General features: G+C 74.0%; 14 protein-coding genes and 1 pseudogene. 4 read left to right on the forward strand and 11 right to left on the reverse strand.

The annotated features are described in order from the left end of the window. The first annotated feature begins 33 nt into the window (after positions 1 to 33). Genes ABZ881_RS15925 through ABZ881_RS15935 form a run of 3 tightly spaced genes read left to right on the forward strand, consistent with a single transcriptional unit; the run spans position 34 to position 2,905 of the window. Positions 34 to 1,023 (forward strand): ABC transporter substrate-binding protein, encoded by a 990-nt coding sequence (locus ABZ881_RS15925; protein ID WP_358485210.1) that lies wholly within the window; start codon positions 34 to 36, stop codon positions 1,021 to 1,023. Next, the gene (locus ABZ881_RS15930) at positions 1,020 to 2,150 is read left to right on the forward strand and encodes an iron ABC transporter permease (protein ID WP_358485213.1); all 1,131 of its coding nucleotides are present in this window, start codon (positions 1,020 to 1,022) and stop codon (positions 2,148 to 2,150) included. Before ABZ881_RS15925 ends, ABZ881_RS15930 begins: the two co-directional genes overlap by 4 nt. Beyond that, entirely contained in the window at positions 2,147 to 2,905 is a 759-nt protein-coding gene (locus ABZ881_RS15935; RefSeq protein ID WP_358485214.1) for an ABC transporter ATP-binding protein, read from the forward strand. Before ABZ881_RS15930 ends, ABZ881_RS15935 begins: the two co-directional genes overlap by 4 nt. 45 nt (positions 2,906 to 2,950) lie before the next feature. Here the strand turns inward: ABZ881_RS15935 and ABZ881_RS15940 are convergent, their stop codons facing one another. The 8 genes and pseudogenes from ABZ881_RS15940 to aceA form a co-directional block, all read right to left on the reverse strand. Beyond that, positions 2,951 to 3,727, reverse strand: a complete 777-nt coding sequence (locus ABZ881_RS15940) for an enoyl-CoA hydratase (RefSeq protein WP_358485216.1) — start codon at positions 3,725 to 3,727, stop codon at positions 2,951 to 2,953. A 1-nt stretch (position 3,728) separates the two neighbouring features. Continuing rightward, a complete protein-coding gene (gene mmsB, locus ABZ881_RS15945; protein ID WP_358485217.1) occupies positions 3,729 to 4,610 on the reverse strand; it encodes a 3-hydroxyisobutyrate dehydrogenase in 882 nt (293 codons plus the stop codon). Then, the gene (locus tag ABZ881_RS15950; protein WP_358485220.1) at positions 4,607 to 5,692 is read right to left on the reverse strand and encodes an enoyl-CoA hydratase/isomerase family protein; all 1,086 of its coding nucleotides are present in this window, start codon (positions 5,690 to 5,692) and stop codon (positions 4,607 to 4,609) included. The genes mmsB and ABZ881_RS15950 overlap by 4 nt, the downstream gene beginning before the upstream one ends. Next, a complete protein-coding gene (locus ABZ881_RS15955; RefSeq protein WP_358485222.1) occupies positions 5,689 to 6,846 on the reverse strand; it encodes an acyl-CoA dehydrogenase family protein in 1,158 nt (385 codons plus the stop codon). Before ABZ881_RS15955 ends, ABZ881_RS15950 begins: the two co-directional genes overlap by 4 nt. Further along, positions 6,843 to 8,369 (reverse strand): CoA-acylating methylmalonate-semialdehyde dehydrogenase, encoded by a 1,527-nt coding sequence (locus tag ABZ881_RS15960; RefSeq protein ID WP_358485340.1) that lies wholly within the window; start codon positions 8,367 to 8,369, stop codon positions 6,843 to 6,845. The genes ABZ881_RS15955 and ABZ881_RS15960 overlap by 4 nt, the downstream gene beginning before the upstream one ends. Positions 8,370 to 8,559: 190 nt before the next feature. Then, positions 8,560 to 9,678 (reverse strand): bifunctional 2-methylcitrate synthase/citrate synthase, encoded by a 1,119-nt coding sequence (locus ABZ881_RS15965; RefSeq protein ID WP_358485224.1) that lies wholly within the window; start codon positions 9,676 to 9,678, stop codon positions 8,560 to 8,562. Then, positions 9,675 to 10,194, reverse strand: a pseudogene (locus ABZ881_RS15970) (3-hydroxyacyl-CoA dehydrogenase NAD-binding domain-containing protein). The gene ABZ881_RS15965 and the pseudogene ABZ881_RS15970 overlap by 4 nt, the downstream one beginning before the upstream one ends. Next, positions 10,194 to 11,486, reverse strand: coding sequence for an isocitrate lyase (aceA, locus tag ABZ881_RS15975; RefSeq protein ID WP_358485226.1), 1,293 nt, complete (start codon positions 11,484 to 11,486; stop codon positions 10,194 to 10,196). Before aceA ends, ABZ881_RS15970 begins: the two are co-directional and overlap by 1 nt. A 210-nt stretch (positions 11,487 to 11,696) precedes the next feature. Here aceA and ABZ881_RS15980 point away from each other — a divergent pair, with 210 nt between their 5' ends. Beyond that, on the forward strand, positions 11,697 to 13,130 hold the full coding sequence (locus tag ABZ881_RS15980; protein ID WP_358485227.1) for a short-chain fatty acyl-CoA regulator family protein: 1,434 nt from the start codon (positions 11,697 to 11,699) through the stop codon (positions 13,128 to 13,130). Here ABZ881_RS15980 and ABZ881_RS15985 read toward each other — a convergent pair. From ABZ881_RS15985 to ABZ881_RS15995, 3 genes are read right to left on the reverse strand one after another with little or no spacing between them, the layout of a single operon-like run. Then, entirely contained in the window at positions 13,109 to 15,364 is a 2,256-nt protein-coding gene (locus tag ABZ881_RS15985) for an ATP-binding cassette domain-containing protein (protein WP_358485230.1), read from the reverse strand. The genes ABZ881_RS15980 and ABZ881_RS15985 overlap by 22 nt on opposite strands. Further along, positions 15,361 to 16,338 carry an ABC transporter permease gene (locus tag ABZ881_RS15990; protein ID WP_358485232.1) on the reverse strand — a complete coding sequence of 326 codons (978 nt, stop codon included), beginning with the start codon at positions 16,336 to 16,338 and terminating at the stop codon, positions 15,361 to 15,363. The genes ABZ881_RS15985 and ABZ881_RS15990 overlap by 4 nt, the downstream gene beginning before the upstream one ends. A gap of 13 nt (positions 16,339 to 16,351) precedes the next feature. Then, positions 16,352 to 17,929 carry an ABC transporter substrate-binding protein gene (locus ABZ881_RS15995; RefSeq protein ID WP_358485234.1) on the reverse strand — a complete coding sequence of 526 codons (1,578 nt, stop codon included), beginning with the start codon at positions 17,927 to 17,929 and terminating at the stop codon, positions 16,352 to 16,354. Between the last annotated feature and the right edge of the window lie 38 nt (positions 17,930 to 17,967).

Raw genomic sequence — 17,967 nt, forward strand, 5'->3', positions numbered from 1 at the left:
GGACACCTGATCAATCTTTCATAGGTTGGCCAGGTGTTCCTATCCCGACCGTCACCGGGCGCCGCGCTCGCCGCCGCCTCGCTGCTGTTCCTCGCCGGCTGCGGCGCCGCCGTGCAGGACTCCCCCACCACCGAGGGCATCGCCGACGGCTTCCGGGTCGTCGACGACAACTGCGGTGTCGAGACCGTCTACGACGCGCCCCCGGCCCGGGCCGTCACACTCACCTCCAACGCGACCGAGCTGATGCTGGAGCTCGGCCTGCAGGACTCGATGGTGGGGACCGCGTACCTGAAGAACCGGCCGATCGGCGAGCAGTACGCCGAGGCCTACGGCTCGGTCCCGGTGATCGCCCCCGGGCAGCCGTCGCTGGAGCAGCTGCTCGCCGTGGAGCCGGACTTCGTCTACGCCGGTTACCCGGACGGATTCTCCGAGTCGTCGGGGCACACCAGGGAGCGGCTCGGCGAGCTCGGTGTCCGGACCCACCTCAATCCCGAGTCCTGTCGCGACGGCCGCTCCGGTTTCGACGACCTGTTCGGCGAGATCGACCGGATCGGCGCCGTCTTCGGGGTACCGGACCGGGCCGCCGAGTCGGTGTCCGGGTTGCGCGACCGGCTGGACGCCGTCACCGAGCAGCTCGGGACCGTCGAGCCGGTCCCGGTGTTCGTCTACAACAGCGGCGCCGACGCGCCGCGCACGGCGGGCGGCAAGGCCATCCTCACCGAGATCATCGAGCGGGCCGGCGGCCGGAACGTGTTCGACGACGTCGACGAGCGGTGGCCGCAGGTGTCCTGGGAGCAGGTCGCGCAGCGCCACCCCGCGGTGATCCTGATCTACGACTACCTGGAGCCGAGCGTCGAGTCGAAGATCGAGACGCTGCGGGCCACCCCGGCGCTCGCCGACGTCCCCGCGCTGGCCACGAACGCGTTCCCGACCGTCGGGCTCTCCCTCGCCCAGCCCGGCCCGCGCTCGGTGGACGCCGTCGAGCAGCTCGCCCGCGACCTGCATCCCGACCGGTTCCGGTGAGCCGGCGCGCCGAGCTGGTCGCCGTGCTGCGGCGCGACGGCCCGCTCCCGGCGCCCGGTCCCGGTTCCCGGCCCGGCGCCGCGAGCGGCCGCTTCGGGCTGCCGGTCGTGCTGGCCGGGCTGGTCGTGCTGCTCGTCGCGGCGGTCGGGTTCGCGCTGGCCACCGGCTCGGTGGCGGTGCCGTGGTCGCAGACGTGGCGGATCCTCGCGCACCGGCTCGGCGGCCCGGCGCTGGTCGCCGAGCCGGACTGGACCAGGGCGCAGGACCTGATCGTCGCCGACACCCGATTGCCCCGGGTGCTGCTCGCCGCGCTGGTCGGCGCGACGCTGACGGTCGCCGGGATGGTCCTGCAGGCCGTGGTGCGCAACCCGCTGGCCGGGCCCGGGATCATCGGGGTCTCGGCCGGCGCGGCCACCGGCGCGGTGGTCGTCATGCGGTTCGGGCTGCTCGGCGCCGGGGCGCTCACGCTGAACGTGGCGGCCTTCGGCGGCGCGCTCGTCACCCTCGCCGTGGTGCTGACGATCGCCCGCTCGGCGGGCCGGATCACCGTGCTCCGGCTGATCCTGGGCGGCGTCGCCGTCGGATCGGTGCTGTCCGCGCTGACCAGCCTGCTGGTGCTCACCGCGCCGAACCCGATGCTCGCCTCGCAGGTGCTGTTCTGGACGCTCGGCGGCTTCGGCTCCGCCCGCTGGGACCTGCTCGTCGTCCCGGCGGTGGTGCTGGTGGCCGGGCTGTTCCTGCTGGTGGCCAGGGCCCGCGAGCTGGATCTGCTGCTGGCCGGCGACGAGAGCGCCGGCGCGCTGGGGGTGGACGTGCACCGGTTCCGCAGGCGGGTGTTCGTCGTGGTCGCGGTGCTGGTCGGGGTGACGGTCGCGGTGTCCGGGGTGATCGGCTTCGTCGGGCTGATGCTGCCGCACGTGGTGCGGTTCCTGGTCGGCTCGGCGCACCGCCGGGCGCTGCCGGTCGCGGTGCTGGTCGGCGCGGTGTTCACGGTGCTGGCCGACCTGGTCGCACGGACCGTGATCAGCCCGGAGGAGATCCCGGTGGGGATCGTGACGGCGCTGGTCGGCGGGCCGTTCTTCGTCTGGCTGCTGCGCCGCGACGGCCGCCGGGAGGTGGCCCGGTGACCCCGCTGGTCGTCGAGGACGTCGTGGTCACGGCGGGCACCGCCACCCTGGTCGACGGCGTGTCGCTGACCGTCGGCCCCGGCGAGGTGGTCGGCCTGCTCGGCCCGAACGGCAGCGGCAAGTCGTCGCTGCTGCGCACCGTCTACCGGGTGGGCAGGCCGGCGTCGGGCCGGGTGCTGGTGGACGGCACCGACGTGCGCCGGGCGCCCGCCCGCGAGGTGGCCCGCCGGGTCGGCGTGGTGCTGCAGGACGTGCCCACCGACTTCCCGCTCACCGTCCGGGAGATCGTCGCCACCGGCCGCTCGCCGCACAAGCGCGCGCTGCAGGCCGACGACGATCTCGATCACGCGCTGGTCGACGCCGCGCTGGAGCTGCTCGATCTGACCCGGCTCGCCGGGCGCAGGCTGGACACGCTCTCCGGCGGCGAACGGCAGCGGGCGCTGGTCGCGCGGGCACTGGTCGGGCGGCCGGCGCTGCTGGTGATGGACGAGCCGACCAACCACCTCGACATCGCGCACCAGCTGGCGCTGCTCGAGCTCGTCGGCGAGCTCGGCCTGCCCACCCTGGTCGCGCTGCACGACCTGAACCTGGCCGCCCGCTACTGCCACCGGCTGGTGCTGCTCGACGGCGGCCGGGCCGTCGCCTCCGGCACGCCGGCCGAGGTGCTGACGGTCGAGCGGATCCGGGAGGTCTACGGGGTGACGGCGACGGTCCTGCAGCACCCGACCGCCACCTGCCCGCTCGTCGTGCTGTGACCCGGAAGGGTGGCCCCGGCCGGAACCGGGGCCACCCACGGCGGCTCACCGACCGTAGTCGGGCGCGCGCTTCTCCAGGAACGCCGCCATGCCCTCCTTCTGGTCCGGCGTCGCGAACAGCGCGTGGAAGGTGCGCCGCTCGAACCGGATCCCCTCGGCCAGGGTGGACTCGAAGACCACGTCGACGGCCTCCTTCGCGGCGGCGGCCGCGGTCCGGGACATCCCGGCGATCGTCGCCGCCACCTCGACGGCGGTGTCCACCAGCTCGGCGGCCGGGACGATCCGGCTGACCAGCCCGGCCCGCTCGGCCTCCTCGGCGTCCATGGTGCGCCCGGTCAGGCACAGGTCCATCGCCTTGGCCTTGCCGACGGCCCTGGTCAGCCGCTGTGATCCGCCCATCCCGGGGATCACCCCGAGCTTGATCTCCGGCTGGCCGAACCGGGCGGTGTCCGCGGCGATCAGCAGGTCGCACATCATCGCCAGCTCGCAGCCGCCGCCCAGGGCGTGCCCGGCGACCGCGGCGACGACCGGGGTGCGCAGTCCGCGCAGGCCGTCCCAGCCCGCGAACAGGTCCTGCTCGGTCACCTCCCGGTGCGAGAGCCCGGCCATCTCGGAGATGTCCGCGCCGGCGGCGAACGCCCGCTCCGATCCGGTGATCACCACCGCGCCGATCACCGGGTCGGCGTCGAACGCCCGTACCGCGTCGACCACCTCGGTCATCACCTGGTGGTTCAGCGCGTTGAGCGCCTCGGGCCGGTCCAGCCGGACCAGGCCGACCCCCTCGGCGGCGGTGCTCACCACGATCGTCGAGTACTCGCCCATCTCAGCCGCCCTTCCGGATGTCGGTGATGATCGCCGAGAAGTCCTGCACGCGGTCGTCGCGGTCGGTGAACTCGGTGTAGCGCTCGGTCGCCCGCCGGCCCATCGCCAGCTCGATCCCTGCCTCGGCGGCGGCGTCCTGGGCCAGCCGCAGGTCCTTGAGCATGAGCTGGGCGGCGAACCCGCCGGTGAAGTCCCGGTTGGCGGGGCTGGCCGGGACCGGCCCGGGGACCGGGCAGTTGGTGCTGACCGCCCAGCACTGCCCGGACGAGGTGGAGACGACGTCGAACAGGGCCTGCGGTTCCAGGCCCAGCCGCTCGGCCAGCACGAACGCCTCGGCCACCGCGATCATGGACGCGCCGAGCACCATGTTGTTGCACATCTTCGCGACCTGGCCGGCGCCCGGGTCCCCGCAGTGCACGGTGCGCTTGCCGAGCACCGCCAGCACCGGCTCGGCCGCGGCGAGGGCACCGGGCTCGCCGCCCGCCATGAAGGTGAGGGTCCCGGCCTCCGCGCCGACCACCCCGCCGGAGACGGGCGCGTCGACCGAGCGGTGCCCGGCCGCGGCCGCGGCGGCATGCGCGGCCCGGGACGAGCCGACGTCGATCGTCGAGCAGTCCACGAACAGCGCCCCGGCCGGTGCCGCGGGCAGCAGCTCGGCGTAGACGTCGGTGACGTGCCTGCCGCTGGGCAGCATGGTGATCACCACCTCGGCCCCGGTGACGGCGTCCGGGCCGCTGCCCGCGACCTCCACCCCGGTCCCGGCCGCGGTCTCCCGGGCGGCCGGCACCGGGTCGTACCCGGTGACGGCGTGTCCCGCGGCGACCAGGTTGGCGGCCATCGGCCCGCCCATGTTCCCCAGCCCGACGACGGCGATGCGGCTCATCGTTCACCTTCCAGTCCCAGCTCGGCGACGTCGGTCAGCGGGGCCAGGTAGCCCTCGACCGTGACGTCGTCCACCTGTTCGAGCACCGCGGGGTTCCAGCGCGGTGTGCGGTCCTTGTCGATCACCTGGGCCCGGATGCCCTCCACCAGATCCGGCGCGGCGAGGCAGCGCAGCGAGACCCGGTACTCCTGGTTCAGCGACTCCTCCAGGCAGCGGTGCGACCGGGCCCTGCGGATCGCGGCCAGCGCGACCTTCACGCAGGACGGCGACTTCTGACCGATCGTCTTGGCGGCGTCCTCCGCCTCCGACACCCCGGACGTGGCGAGCCGGTGCACGATCTCCTCCGCCGTGCGGGCCTCGAAGCACCGGTCGATCCACCACCGGTACGCCGACAGCTCCGGCTCCGGCTCGGGCTCGGCCAGGTCCTGCAGCAGACCGCCGAGCGCCTCGGGCAGCTCCGCGGCCGGGACCCGCAGGTCGGCCAGCGCGGACATCAGCGCGGGGAGCGTGTCGGTCGGCAGGTACCAGTCGGCGAAACCCATGGCGAGCGCGTCGCCGGCCCCGAGCACGGCCCCGGTCAGCGCGGCGTGGAGCCCCAGCTCACCGGACGCCCGTGACAGCAGCCAGGTGCCGCCGACGTCGGGAACCAGCCCGATCCCGACCTCGGGCATGCCGAGCCGGGTCCGCTCGGTGACGATCCGGTGGCTCGCGTGCCCGGAGACACCGACGCCGCCGCCCATCACCAGGCCGTCCATCACCGCCACGTACGGCTTCGGGTAGCGCCCGATCAGCGCGTTGAGGTGGTACTCGTCGCGCCAGAAGTCGCGGGTGGCGGCGCCGCCCACCTGCGCGTCGGCGTGGATGCCACGGATGTCACCGCCCGCGCACAGTCCGCGCTCGCCGGCCCCGGTCAGGACCACCGCGCCGACGCCGTCGTCGGTGGCCCACGCGCGCAGGGTGGAGTCGATGGTCAGCACCATCTCGTGGGTGAGGGCGTTGATCGCCTTCGGCCGGTCCAGCACGATCCGGCCGATCCCGCCGGTGCGCTCGACCCGCACGTCGTTCGTGGGCCCGCTGCTCATGACTCCGCTCCCATCAGTCCGCGGGAGACGATCACGCGCATGACCTCGTTGGTCCCCTCGAGGATCCGGTGCACGCGCAGGTCCCGCACGATCTTCTCGATGCCGTACTCGGCCAGGTAGCCGTAGCCGCCGTGCAACTGCAGCGCCGCGTCGGCGACCTCGTGACCGGTGTCGGTGGCCAGCCGCTTCGCCATCGCGCAGAGCCGGGTGGCGTCCGGCTCACCCGCGTCGGCGGCCCGCGCCGCCCGGTGCAGCAGCAGCCGGGCGGCGGCCAGCTCGGTGTGCGCGTCGGCCACCCGGAACCGCAGGCCCTGCCTGCCGGACAGCGGCTCTCCGAACGCGCGGCGGTCGGCGAGGTGTGCGATCGCCCGGTCCAGCGCGGACCTGGCTCCGCCGAGCGAGCAGGCGGCGATGTTCAGCCGCCCGCCGTCCAGCCCGCCCATCGCGATCCGGAACCCGCCGCCCTCGTCGCCGAGCCGGTCGGTGTCGGGCACCCGGACCCCCCGCAGCACCACCTGCCGGGTGGGCTGGGCGTTCCAGCCCATCTTGGCCTCGTTCGGCCCGAACTCCAGGGCGTGGCGGTGCACCAGGAACGCGGTGATCCCGCCGGCGCCCGGCCCGCCGGTGCGGGCGAACACCAGGTAGCGCTCGGACGTCCCGGCCCCGGAGATGAACTGCTTGACGCCGTCCAGCACCCAGTGCTCGCCGTCGCGCACGGCGCTGGTGCGCAGCGCCGCCGCGTCCGATCCGGCGTCCGGCTCGGTGAGGCAGTAGCTGGCCGGCTCGTCCATCGTGCACAGCGCGGGCAGGTACCGGGCCCGCTGCTCGGCGGTGCCGTGCCGGTCGATCATGCCGGCGACCATGTTGTGGATGGACAGATAGCCGGCCAGCGAGGGGCAGCCGGTCGCCAGCGCCTCGAACACCAGCACCGCGTCGTAGCGGCTCAGCCCGGTCCCGCCGTGTTCCTCGGCGACGTAGAGCCCGGCCATTCCCAGCTTGGCCGCCTCGCGCAGCACGCTGAGCGGGAAGTGCTTGTCCCGGTCCCACTCCACCGCGTGCGGGGCGATCCACTCGGCGGCGAAGGCCTCGGCGGTCTCGACCAGTGCCCGCTGCTCCTCGGTCAGCTCGGCCAGGTCGGCGGGTGCGGCACTCATGACATGGTCGGGATCACGAAGGAGGCACCGTCCGCGAGCGGGCGCAGAGGCGCATCGGGACCGTCCTTGATCCCGGAGGGCCAGCGCGAGGTGACGGTCTTGGTGCGGGTGTAGAACTTGAACGAATCCGGTCCGTGCTGGTTGAGATCGCCGAATCCGGAGGCCTTCCACCCGCCGAATGTGTGGTGTGCGATCGGCACCGGGATCGGTACGTTCACCCCGACCATCCCGGTGTTCACCCGCGCGGCGAAGTCCCGGGCCGCGTCGCCGTCCCGGGTGAAGATCGAGACGCCGTTGCCGTAGATGTTCTCGTTGGGCAGCCGCAGGGCCTGTTCGTAGTCCGCGGCCCTGACCACCGACAGCACCGGACCGAAGATCTCGTCCCGGTAGAGCGACATGTCGGTGGTGACCCGGTCGAACAGCGTGCCGCCGACGAACCAGCCACCCTCGCCGCCCTCGGGCGGGGTGATCCCGCGGCCGTCGACGACCAGCTCGGCGCCCTCCTCGGCGCCGGTCGCGATCGCCGCGGTCACCCGCTGCGCCGCATCCGCCCCGACCAGCGGACCCAGGTCGGCGGTCTCCGAGTCGGAGCGGCCGATCGTCAGGTTCCGGGCCCGCTCGGCGAGCTTGGCGACCAGCGCGTCCGCCGTCTCCTCGCCGACCGGGACGGCGACCGACACGGCCATGCAACGCTGGCCCGCGGAACCGAACGCGGCGCCCGAGATCGCGTCGGCGGCCTGGTCGAGATCGGCGTCCGGCATGACGATCAGGTGGTTCTTCGCCCCGCCGAAGCACTGGGCGCGCTTGCCGTGCGCGGTGGCGGTCGCATAGACGTACTGCGCGATCGGGGTGGAGCCGACGAAGCCGACCGCCTGGATGTCCGGGTGCACGAGCAGCGCGTCCACCGCCACCTTGTCGCCGTGCAGCACGGCCAGCACACCGGGCGGCAGGCCCGCCTCGTCGAACAGCTCGGCGATCCGGATCGGGACCGAGGGGTCCCGCTCGGAAGGCTTGAGCACGACGGCATTACCGCAGGCCAGCGCCGGTCCGAGCTTCCAGAGCGGGATCATCGCCGGGAAGTTGAACGGGGTGATCGCGGCGACCACGCCGAGCGGCTGACGCATCGAGTAGACGTCGATCCCGCCGCCGGCGTCGGTGGAGTACTCGCCCTTGAGCAGGTGCGGGGCACCGGCGGCGAACTCGATCACCTCCAGGCCGCGCTGGATGTCACCGCGGGCGTCCGGCAGCGTCTTGCCATGCTCGGCGGAGAGCAGCGCGGCCAGCTCGTCGTGGTGCTGGTTCGCCAGCTGCAGGAACCGCAGCAGCACCCGGGCCCGGCGCTGCGGGTTCCAGGTGGCCCACTCCCGCTGGGCCTCGACGGCGACCCGCACAGCGACATCCACATCGGATTCATCGGCGAGCCGGACGCGCGCCCGGACCGTTCCTCGATTGGGGTCGTACACATCGGAGAACCGCTCGGACGACCCCGGCCAGGGCTTTCCCGACAGGCGGTGTTCGAACACATCTATCCCGGCCACAACAGCTCCTTCGCACAGCAGCAGTGAACGACGTCGACCATAAAGTTGGACGTCCATCTATGTCTACTACCAGTGAATACGTGACCAGCGACACGCCAATCAATGCGAAAATTGGCATGCCGAAAACCGGAAGGGCGACCACCCTCCCGGTTCTCGGAGTATCTCCGGACAGAACTCAGGAAATGACCGGCACCTCCCGCTTTCCCTTACCGTCGTAGGTGGCGACGGGGCGGATCAGGATGTTGTCGCCGGCCTGTTCGACGGCGTGCGCGGCCCAACCGCTGATCCGCGACATCGCGAACAGCGCGGCGAACATGGGCGGGTCGAAACCGATGAGGTGGTAGAGCGGGCCGGCCGCGTAGTCGAGGTTCGGCCGCAGGCCCTTGTCCCGGAGCATCGCCCCGGCCAGCACCTCGTAGAACGCCATCAGCCCGCGGCCGCCGCGCAGCTCCGCGGTCCGGCGCAGGTGCGGGTGCAGCACCGGCGCCCGGGAGTCTCCCCGCTTGTAGACCCGGTGGCCGAAGCCCATGACCGTGTCCCCGGCCTCGATCCGGGCGGCGAGCCACTCGTCGACCGCGTCCGGGTCGCCGATCTCGGCGAACTGGTCCATCACCGCCTCGTTCGCCCCGCCGTGCAGCGCACCCTTCAGCGCGCCGATCCCGGCGACCACCGCGCTGTAGAGGTCCGACCTGGTCGAGGTGACCACCCGCGCGGCGAACGTGGAGGCGTTGAAGCTGTGCTCGGCGTAGAGCAGCATCGAGACCTCGAAGGCCCGCACGATCTCGGGCTCCGGGACCTCACCGAAGGTCATGTGCAGGAAGTTCTCCGCGTAGGGCAGGTCCGCACGCGGCGCGATCGGCTGCTGCCCGCGGCGGCGGCGCTGGTCCAGCGCGACCACGGTCGGCAGCAGCGCGATCAGCCGGACCGCCTTCTCCCGGCTCGCCTCCGGGGAGGTGTCCCCGGCGGCCGGGTCGAACGCGCCGATCCAGCTGACCGCGGTGCGCAGCACGTCCATCGGGTGGCAGTCGACCGGCAGCGAGGCCAGCAGCGAGGCCAGCGCGGGATCGAGCGCGCGCCCGGTCCGCTCCCGGCGGTCCAGCTCGGCGCGCTCGTCCGGGTCCGGCAGCTCGCCGAACAGCAGCAGCGCGACGACGTCGAGGAAGGTGTGCTGCCGGGCCAGCTCCCCGGCCGGGTAGCCGCGGAAGAGCAGCTGGTTGTGGTCCGGGTCGACGTCGGAGATCGCGGTGCTGTCGGCGACGACGCCGACCAGGCCACGTCGGGCGTTCTCGGTCATCGGTGTTCCTCCGTCGTTCGGGCGGCGGCGCCGGACTCGGGGTAGGCGTGGAACCCACGGCCGGCCTTGCGGCCCAGCAGGCCCGCCTGGACCATCCGGCGCAGCAGCGGCGGCGGCGCGTACAGCGGCTCGCGGTCCTCCGCGTACATCGACTCGGCGATCGCGGCGACCGTGTCCAGCCCGGGCACCAGCAGCGCGTTCACCACGAACCCGGCCCGGTCCGCTGCCCGGACGATCTGCTTGCCGAGGGTGCCGGTGACGAAGGCCTCCACCCGCTCCCGGGTCTGCGGCGAGGTGGTCAGCGAGCCCGTCGGCGGTCGAACGCTCGGCCGCGGTGAGCCTGCCCCGGTCCACCGCGCGGTCCAGGGAGACCCGGATCCGCTCGCGGCCCGCCTCGGCGGCCTCCCCGCCCTGCTCGACCACGACGACGTCGCACCCGGCGCGGGCGCACACCTCGGCGATGCCCGCACCCATCTGACCGGCGCCGACGACGCCGACCCGCTCGATCCCGCTCATCAGTGCTGGAACTGCTCGGCCTCGGTGGACCCACCCAGCGCGGTCGTCGAGGACTCCGGGTTGACCGCGGTGGAGACCGCGTCGAACCAGCCGGTGCCGACCTCGCGCTGGTGGCGGACCGCGGTGTAGCCGTGCGCCTCGGCGGCGAACTCGCGCTCCTGCAGCGCGACGTAGGCGGTCATCCCGTTCGCCGCGTAGCCCTTGGCAAGGTCGAACATCGAGTGGTTCAGGGCGTGGAAGCCGGCCAGGGTGATGAACTGGAACGCGTAGCCCATCGCGCCGAGCTCGCGCTGGAAGCGGGCGATCGTGTCGTCGTCGAGGTGGCGGCGCCAGTTGAACGACGGCGAGCAGTTGTAGGCGAGCATCTGGTCCGGGAACTCGCCCTTGATCGCCTCGGCGTACTTGCGGGCCAGCTCCAGGTCCGGGACCGAGGTCTCCATCCACAGCAGGTCCGCGTACGGCGCGTAGGCCAGGCCGCGGGTGATGCACGGCTCCAGGCCACCGCTGACCCGGAAGAAGCCCTCCGCGGTGCGCTCACCGGTCAGGTACGGCCGGTCGCGCTCGTCGACGTCGGAGGTGATCAGGTTCGCGGCCTGCGCATCGGTGCGGGCCACGATGACCGACCCGACGCCGGCGATGTCGGCGGCGAGGCGGGCCGAGTTCAGCGTCCGGACGTGCTGCGAGGTCGGGATCAGCACCTTGCCACCGAGGTGGCCGCACTTCTTCTCGGAGGCGAGCTGGTCCTCCCAGTGCACGCCGGCCGCGCCGGCCTCGATCATCGACTTCATCAGCTCGAAGGCGTTGAGCGGGCCGCCGAAGCCGGCCTCGGCGTCGGCGACGATCGGGGCCAGCCAGTGCGGGTCGCTGTCCTCCCGGTTCTCCAGGGTGGTGATCTGGTCGGCACGCAGCAGCGCGTTGTTGATCCGGCGCACCACCGCGGGGACCGAGTTGGCCGGGTAGAGGCTCTGGTCCGGGTAGGTCTGGCCGGCGAGGTTCGCGTCGGCGGCGACCTGCCAGCCGGACAGGTAGATCGCTTCCAGGCCGGCCCGGACGCTCTGCACCGCCTGGTTGCCGGTCAGCGCACCGAGCGCGTGCACGTAGTCGCGCTCGTGCAGCAGCCGCCAGAGCCGCTCCGCGCCGAGCCGGGCCAGGGTGTGCTCCTCCTGGACGCTGCCGGACAGCGCCACCACGTCGGCCGCGCTGTGCCCGCGGGTGATGCCGGCCCACCGGGGGTCGGTCGCCCACTGCCGCTCGAGCTCGTCGATGCGCTCCTGCCGGGTGTTCCCGGTCATGTCGTGCTCCTTCTGCGAATGTTCTCGTCCGTGTCTGTTCGCACACGGCGCCCGGGATGACGGGCGACCGCACTGCGCCGTTCGAACGGGGTGTGACCAGCATCGGAGCCGGGACGGCGATCGGCGACGGTGGCCGATTGCCAAGATCTGCACATCTTCCGGTGCGATTTTGCAAATGTTGCGAAGAACAAGGTTCGATACAGTTCCGGCATGTCGAAGTCAGGGGTGCCGGGGACCCGGCTGCGCGCGCTGCGGGAGACGCGCTCGATGAGCCAGGCCGGGCTGGCCCGCACCCTGGGGATCTCGCCGAGCTACCTGAACCAGATCGAGCACGGCTCCCGCCCGCTGACCGTCCCGGTGCTGCTGCGGATCACCGAGGTGTTCGGGGTGGACGCCGCGTTCTTCGCCGCGCGCCGCCCGGAGCGGCTGGTCGCCGAGCTGCACGAGGTGTTCGCCGAGACCTCCGTCGCCGAGGCGGTCCCCACCGGCCAGATCGAGCGGCTCGCCACCGAGCTCCCGTCGGCGGCCGATGCGGTGCTGGAACTCTACCGGCGCTGGCGGCGGGCCGACGAGCACCTCGCCGCCGCCACCGACACCCCGCGCGACGGCAGCGACCGGGTGCACGCGGCCTCACCGCACGAGCAGGTCCGGGACTTCTTCTACCGGCGCCGCAACCACGTCGCCGATCTCGACGACGCCGCCGAGGAGCTCGCCGAACAGATCGGCCTGCGCCGCGGCGAGGTCCGGCGGGCACTGGCGGAGCGGCTGCGCGGCACGCACGGCGTCGGCATCGCCGGGCTGGAGGACGACGCCGGCGGCTCCGGCGAGCTGCACCGCTACGACCGGGTGAACCGGATGCTGCGGCTGTCCCCGGCGCTGCGGGCCGGCCAGCAGGCCTTCCGGATGGCGACCCAGCTCGCCTTCCTCGAGCAGGAGCACACGATCGAGGCACTCGCCGCCGAGGACACGCCGGCGGGCGAGGACGCGGCCAAGACCCGCACGCTCACCCGGATCGGGCTGGCCCGCTACTTCGCCGCGGCCCTGGTGCTGCCCTACGGTGAGTTCCGGGCGACCGCCGAGGAGTTCCGCTACGACATCGAGCGGATGGCCGACCACTTCGGGCAGGGTTTCGAGACGATCTGCCACCGGCTCTCCACGCTGCAGCGCCCGTCCGCGCCGGGAGTGCCGTTCTCCTTCGTCCGGGTGGACCGGGCCGGGAACATGTCGAAGCGGCAGTCGGCGACCGGGTTCCACTTCTCCCGCGGCGGCGGGACCTGCCCGCTGTGGAACGTGTACCGGGCGTTCGGCTCACCCGGCGAGATCGACGTGCAGGTCGCCGCGATGCCGGACGGCGCCCGTTACCTGTGGGTGGCCCGCACCGTGCACGGCTCGCAGCGCCGGTGGGGCCGGCCGGGGAAGACGTTCGCGATCGCGCTGGGCTGCGAGCTGCGGCACGCGCACCGGCTCGTCTACTCGGCCGGGCTGGACCTCGACGACCCGGCCGCCGCCACCCCGATCGGCGCGGGCTGCCGGGTCTGCAGCCGGGAGCAGTGCCCGCAACGCGCGTTCCCCCGGCTGGACCAGGCACCGGCGATCGCCGAGGACCGCAGCACCTTCGTGCCCTACCCGTCGGCGACCGGCTGACCGGCGGCGGGCAGCAGCGTCCCGCCGTCGACGACGAGCACCCGGTCGGCGAGCGCGTCGACCGCCTCGTGGTCGTGGCTGACGAACAGCACCGCCAGCCCCTCGGACCGGCGCAACTCCCCCAGCAGGTCCAGGATCGCCCGCCGGTTCGCCGGGTCCAGCGAGGACACGATCTCGTCGCACACCAGCAGCCGCGGCCCGGCCGCCAGTGCCCTGGCCAGGGCGACCCGCTGCTGCTGGCCGCCGGAGAGCCGGTCGGTGCGCCGGTCGAGCAGGTCCGCGGCCAGACCGACCCGGTCCAGCAGCACGGCCGGCGGCGCCGGCGTCCGGAAGATCCGGATCGGGGCGGCGAGCTCCGCGGCGACGGTGCGGCGCGGGTTGAGCGAGCGGGCCGGGTTCTGGAACACGTACTGCACGGCGCCGCGCTGGGCCCGGGTCCTGGCCCCGGCGCGACCGGCCAGCGGCACCCCGTCCAGGGTGACGGTGCCGTCGTCCGGGCGGTGCAGTCCGACCAGGCAGCGGGCGAGGGTGCTCTTGCCCGCGCCGGAGTTCCCGACCAGCCCGACGCACTCGCCGGCGCCGACGTCGAGATCGACCCGGTCGAGCACCGGATGCGCCCGGTACCCGGCCGTGAGCCCGCGGACCCGCAGCAGCGGCTCCCGGGCGATCCCGGCGGACGGGCGCGTCCCCGGGGCGGCCTGCGCCGGGGCGGCCTGCACCGGGGTGATGGCCTGCGACCCGGCCGGGATGCCGTCGACCACGGTGAGCACGTCGTCGACGAGATCGCGGACCGCCGCCAGGTCGTGCGTGACGACGAGCAGTGCGACGCCGCGGGCCCGCCGCGCGCGCACCAGGTCCAGCACCGCCGCCGCGGTGCCCGGGTCGAGCCCGGTCGTCGGCTCGTCGAGCACCAGTAGGTTCGGGTCGCCGACCAGGGCGAGCGCCAGCAGCAGGCGCTGCTGCTGGCCGCCGGAGAGCTGGTGCGGGTAGCGACGCCGGAACGCCGGGTCGCCGGGCAGCCCCACCCCGCGCAGCGTCGCGGACACCGCGTCCCGGCCGGTCCCGGCGCCGTGCGCGCGGTGCACGTCGCGGACCTGAGTGCCGATCCGCACCGACGGGCTCAGCCCGAGCGCCGGGTCCTGCGGGACCCAGCCGATGGCGCGACGGCCGGGACCGCCGCCGAACCGGACCGTCCCGCCGGCCCGCAGCCCGGGTGCGAGCGCCCCGGTCACCGCGCGGACCAGGGTGCTCTTGCCCGACCCGGACGGCCCGACGACGGCCAGCCCGCGGCCCTCGCCGAGCACCAGGTCGATCCCGGACAGCAGCGGACGGCCGCCGGCGTCGTGCACCGAGAGCCCGCGCGCGACCAGCGCGTCCGGACCGTCGCCGGCCCGCGGCGGGACCGGCACCGACCGGCGCGGGGTGTCCCGGGCGGCGCGCGAGTCGGCCAGCAGGTTCACCGACACCACCAGCAGCACGATCATCAGGGCCGGGCCGAGCACCGCCGGAGGCTGCACGGTCAGCCCGCCCTGGTTCCCCGCGATGTCCAGCGCCCAGTCCGGGGTGTTCGGCGGCAGCCCGAGCCCCAGGTAGCCGCCCGCGGTGACCACCGACAGGGTCGCCGTCAACCGCATCCCGGCGTCCGCGGCGACCACCGGGACGATGTTCGGGGCCACCTCGCGGAAGGCGATCCGGCGCAGCGGCTCGGCCCGGGCCTGCGCCGCCTCGACGTACCCGGCCGACGCCTCCTCCAGCACGGCGCCGCGGACCACCTTCACCATCCACGGCAGCGCGGTGAGCGCACCCGCGGCGACCAGCGCCGGGGCGCCGCGGCCGGCCGCCGTCGCCAGCACGGCGAGCACCAGGAACCAGGGCAGCACGACGAGCACGTCGACCGGCCGCATGATCCAGCCGTCCGCGGACCGGCGCAGCCCGGCGAGCAGCCCGGCCGGGAAGCCGACCAGGTAGGCCGCGGCCAGCGCGGTCACCGTGATCAGCGCCAGCCGCCAGCCGCCGTGCAGCACCCGGGACAGCACGTCGCGGCCGAGCCGGTCGGTGCCCAGCGGATGCCCGGCGGACGGGCCGTCGAACGGGACGCCGACGGTGGCGCCCGGGTCCCACGGCGCCAGGAACGGCCCGGCCACCACCAGCACGGCCGACAGCACGACCAGCCCCACGGCGACCAGCCGGCCGAGCCGCCCGGTGGCGGGTGCGGCCGGGCCCCGGCGGCTCACCGGCGCCCGTCCAGGACCGCCCGGCGGGCGAGCGGGCTGGCGGCCAGCGCGGCGAGATCGGCGAGCAGGTGCACCGCCACCCCGAACACCGCCATCAGCACCGCGGCCGCCGCGACGACCGGGAAGTCGCGCAGCGCGATCGCCCGCACCAGCTCCTGGGCCAGGCCCGGGTAGGAGAACACCGTCTCGACGACGGCCACCCCGCCGACCAGCCCGGCCACCGATCCGGCGATCGGCGGCAGCGCCGCGGCCAGCGCGACCGGGGCCACGTACCGGGCGAACAGCCTGGTGCGCCCGACGCCGTGCAGCGCCGCCGTGCGCAGCGGCTCCCCGGCGACCAGCTCGGCGGTCCGGGCCCGGATCACCCGCACCGGATGCGGGACCAGCCCGGCGAGCAGCGCGAGAACCGGCAGCACCAGCACCTCGGGGCGGGACAGCGGGCTCGTCCCGGACGGCACCAGGGACACCGCGGGCAGCAGCCGCCAGCCGAGCGCGACGACCGCGATCAGCACCACCCCGATCACGAACGACGGCACCGCCTCCGCGGTGAGCGCGCCGGTGCTCACCGCGCGATCGGTGCGGGTGCCGGCGCGCACCCCGGCGAGCACGCCGAGACCCAGCGCCAGCGGGAACAGCAGCAGCACCGTGACCGACGCCAGCACCAGGCTGTTCCCGATCCGGTCACCGAGCACATCGGCGACCGGGCGGCCGGACAGCAGCGAGGTGCCCAGGTCACCGCGCAGCAGCCCGCCGGCCCAGGACCCGAACCGCTCGACCGGACCGCGGTCCAGCCCGAGGTGCTCGCGCAACGCGGCGACCTGCTCGGGCGGCAGCGCGCCGGAGCGGCCGCTCTGCGCGAGGATCGTCTCGGCGGCGTCCCCGGGCAGCGTCTCGAACAGCCCGAACACCACGACCGCCACCACTGCGAGCACCAGCGCCGCGCCGGCGAGCCGGCCGAGCAGGTACCGGGTCACCGGCCGGCTCCGGTCACGCCGAGAGCCACACGCCGCGGTAGTTGGCCCAGTCGTCGTTGCCGAGGACGAACTCGGGCACGCCCTGCACCGGCGGTGCGACGGCGGCCGGTTGCTTGACGAAGTTGTGCACGATCAGGCCGCCGGTGTCCCACAGCGTCTGCTGCAGCCCGGCGTAGAGCGCGGCCCGCTCGTCGACGTCGAGCGTGCCGCGGGCGCGCAGGAAGGTCGCGTCCCACTCCGGGTTGCGCCAGCCGGCGTTGCCGGGGGCGTCGGAGACGGTGGTCTGGCCGTAGAAGTAGTCCAGGCTGTAGTTCCACCAGTTGTTGTGGGTGAACGCACGCTGACCGGAGACCTGGGCGGCGTAGTTGTCGGCCGGGACGGTCTCCAGGTTCACGGTGATCCCGGACTCGCGGGCCTGCTCGGCGAACAGCGTCGCCGAGTCCAGCTGGCCGGGGCTGGAGTCGGCGGTGGTGAGGGTGACGGTCAGGTTCTCCTGCCCGGCCCGGCGGAGCAGCTCGCGGGCCCCGGCCGGGTCGTGCGGGCGCTGCGGGATGTCGCCGGCGTAGAACGGGGCACCCAGGCCGTAGAGGTCGTTGCCGACCTCGGCGAACCCCAGGTACACGGTGTCGGCCATGGCCTGCCGGTCGACGGCCAGACGCAGCGCCTGCCGGACCCGGACGTCGTCGAAGGGCGGGGTGTCGGCCCGCATCTGGAGCGCGGCCATGGTGCCGAACCGGGGCTCGACCAGCCGGAACGCGCCCTCGTCGGCGATCGTCCTGGCGTGCAGCGCCGGGGTCTGGTCGATCATGTCGACCTCGCCGGAGCGCAGCGCGTTGACCCGCGCCTCCGGCTCCGCGATCTGCAGGATCTCGACCTCGTCGAGGTGTGCGACGCCGTCCCAGTACTCCGGGTTGCGCACCAGCAGCGCCCGCTCCCCCGGTGCCCACTCGCGGAGCACGAACGGCCCGGTGCCGACCGGCAGCGAGGACGCGTCGAACGTGTCGCTGCCCTCCTTCACGACGTAGACGTACCAGCCGGCCAGCACCGAACCGAGATCGGCGAGCGGCTCGGACAGCGCGACCCGCACCGCGAGATCGCCGTCCACCCCGGTCCGGGACAGGTCCACCATGGACAGATCGGCCGAGGACGGCTTGGCCGGGTCGAGCATCCGCTCGATGCTGTACAGCACGTCCCGCGAGGTGAGCGGGCTTCCGTCGCTGAACCGGATGCCGGGCCGCAGGGTGATCCGCCACTCGCTGCCGTCGGCGTTCGGCTCCAGCGACTCGGCGAGCCGGTAGCGCAGCGTCAGGTCGTTCTCGTAGGAGACCAGCCGGTCCCAGACGTTCTTCGCGATCGCGCCGGCCGCGGCCGATCCGGCGACGTGCGGGTCCAGCACGTCCGCCGACGGCGACTGGCCGGCCAGCGCAACCCGCAGCCGGCCGCCCGGTCGCGGCGGGCCGGCATCCGGCGCGGCCGGTTCCGCGCTGCTCCCGCACCCGCTCAGCGCGACCGCGCCGGCCAGCCCGGCCGCACCGAGCAGCAGCGCCCGCCGGGACAGCGCCGTGCGGCGGGCCGGTTCGTCGATCCTCATGAAGAAGATTGATACATGAACAGCTGCTCAGGTCTGCG

It is taken from the genome of Pseudonocardia sp. NPDC046786, from assembly GCF_040645415.1.
GTDB lineage: Bacteria > Actinomycetota > Actinomycetes > Mycobacteriales > Pseudonocardiaceae > Pseudonocardia > Pseudonocardia kongjuensis.

Bases quoted from the DNA above. Each gene is read 5' to 3' on its own strand.
- ABZ881_RS15965 (WP_358485224.1), bottom strand. From the start codon at position 9,678: ATGACCGAGAACGCCCGACGTGGCCTGGTCGGCGTCGTCGCCGACAGC.
- mmsB (WP_358485217.1), bottom strand. From the start codon at position 4,610: ATGAGCCGCATCGCCGTCGTCGGGCTGGGGAACATGGGCGGGCCGATG.
- ABZ881_RS15955 (WP_358485222.1), bottom strand. From the start codon at position 6,846: ATGAGTGCCGCACCCGCCGACCTGGCCGAGCTGACCGAGGAGCAGCGG.
- aceA (WP_358485226.1), bottom strand. From the start codon at position 11,486: ATGACCGGGAACACCCGGCAGGAGCGCATCGACGAGCTCGAGCGGCAG.
- ABZ881_RS15950 (WP_358485220.1), bottom strand. From the start codon at position 5,692: ATGAGCAGCGGGCCCACGAACGACGTGCGGGTCGAGCGCACCGGCGGG.
- ABZ881_RS15995 (WP_358485234.1), bottom strand. From the start codon at position 17,929: ATGAGGATCGACGAACCGGCCCGCCGCACGGCGCTGTCCCGGCGGGCG.
- ABZ881_RS15980 (WP_358485227.1), top strand. From the start codon at position 11,697: ATGTCGAAGTCAGGGGTGCCGGGGACCCGGCTGCGCGCGCTGCGGGAG.
- ABZ881_RS15940 (WP_358485216.1), bottom strand. From the start codon at position 3,727: ATGGGCGAGTACTCGACGATCGTGGTGAGCACCGCCGCCGAGGGGGTC.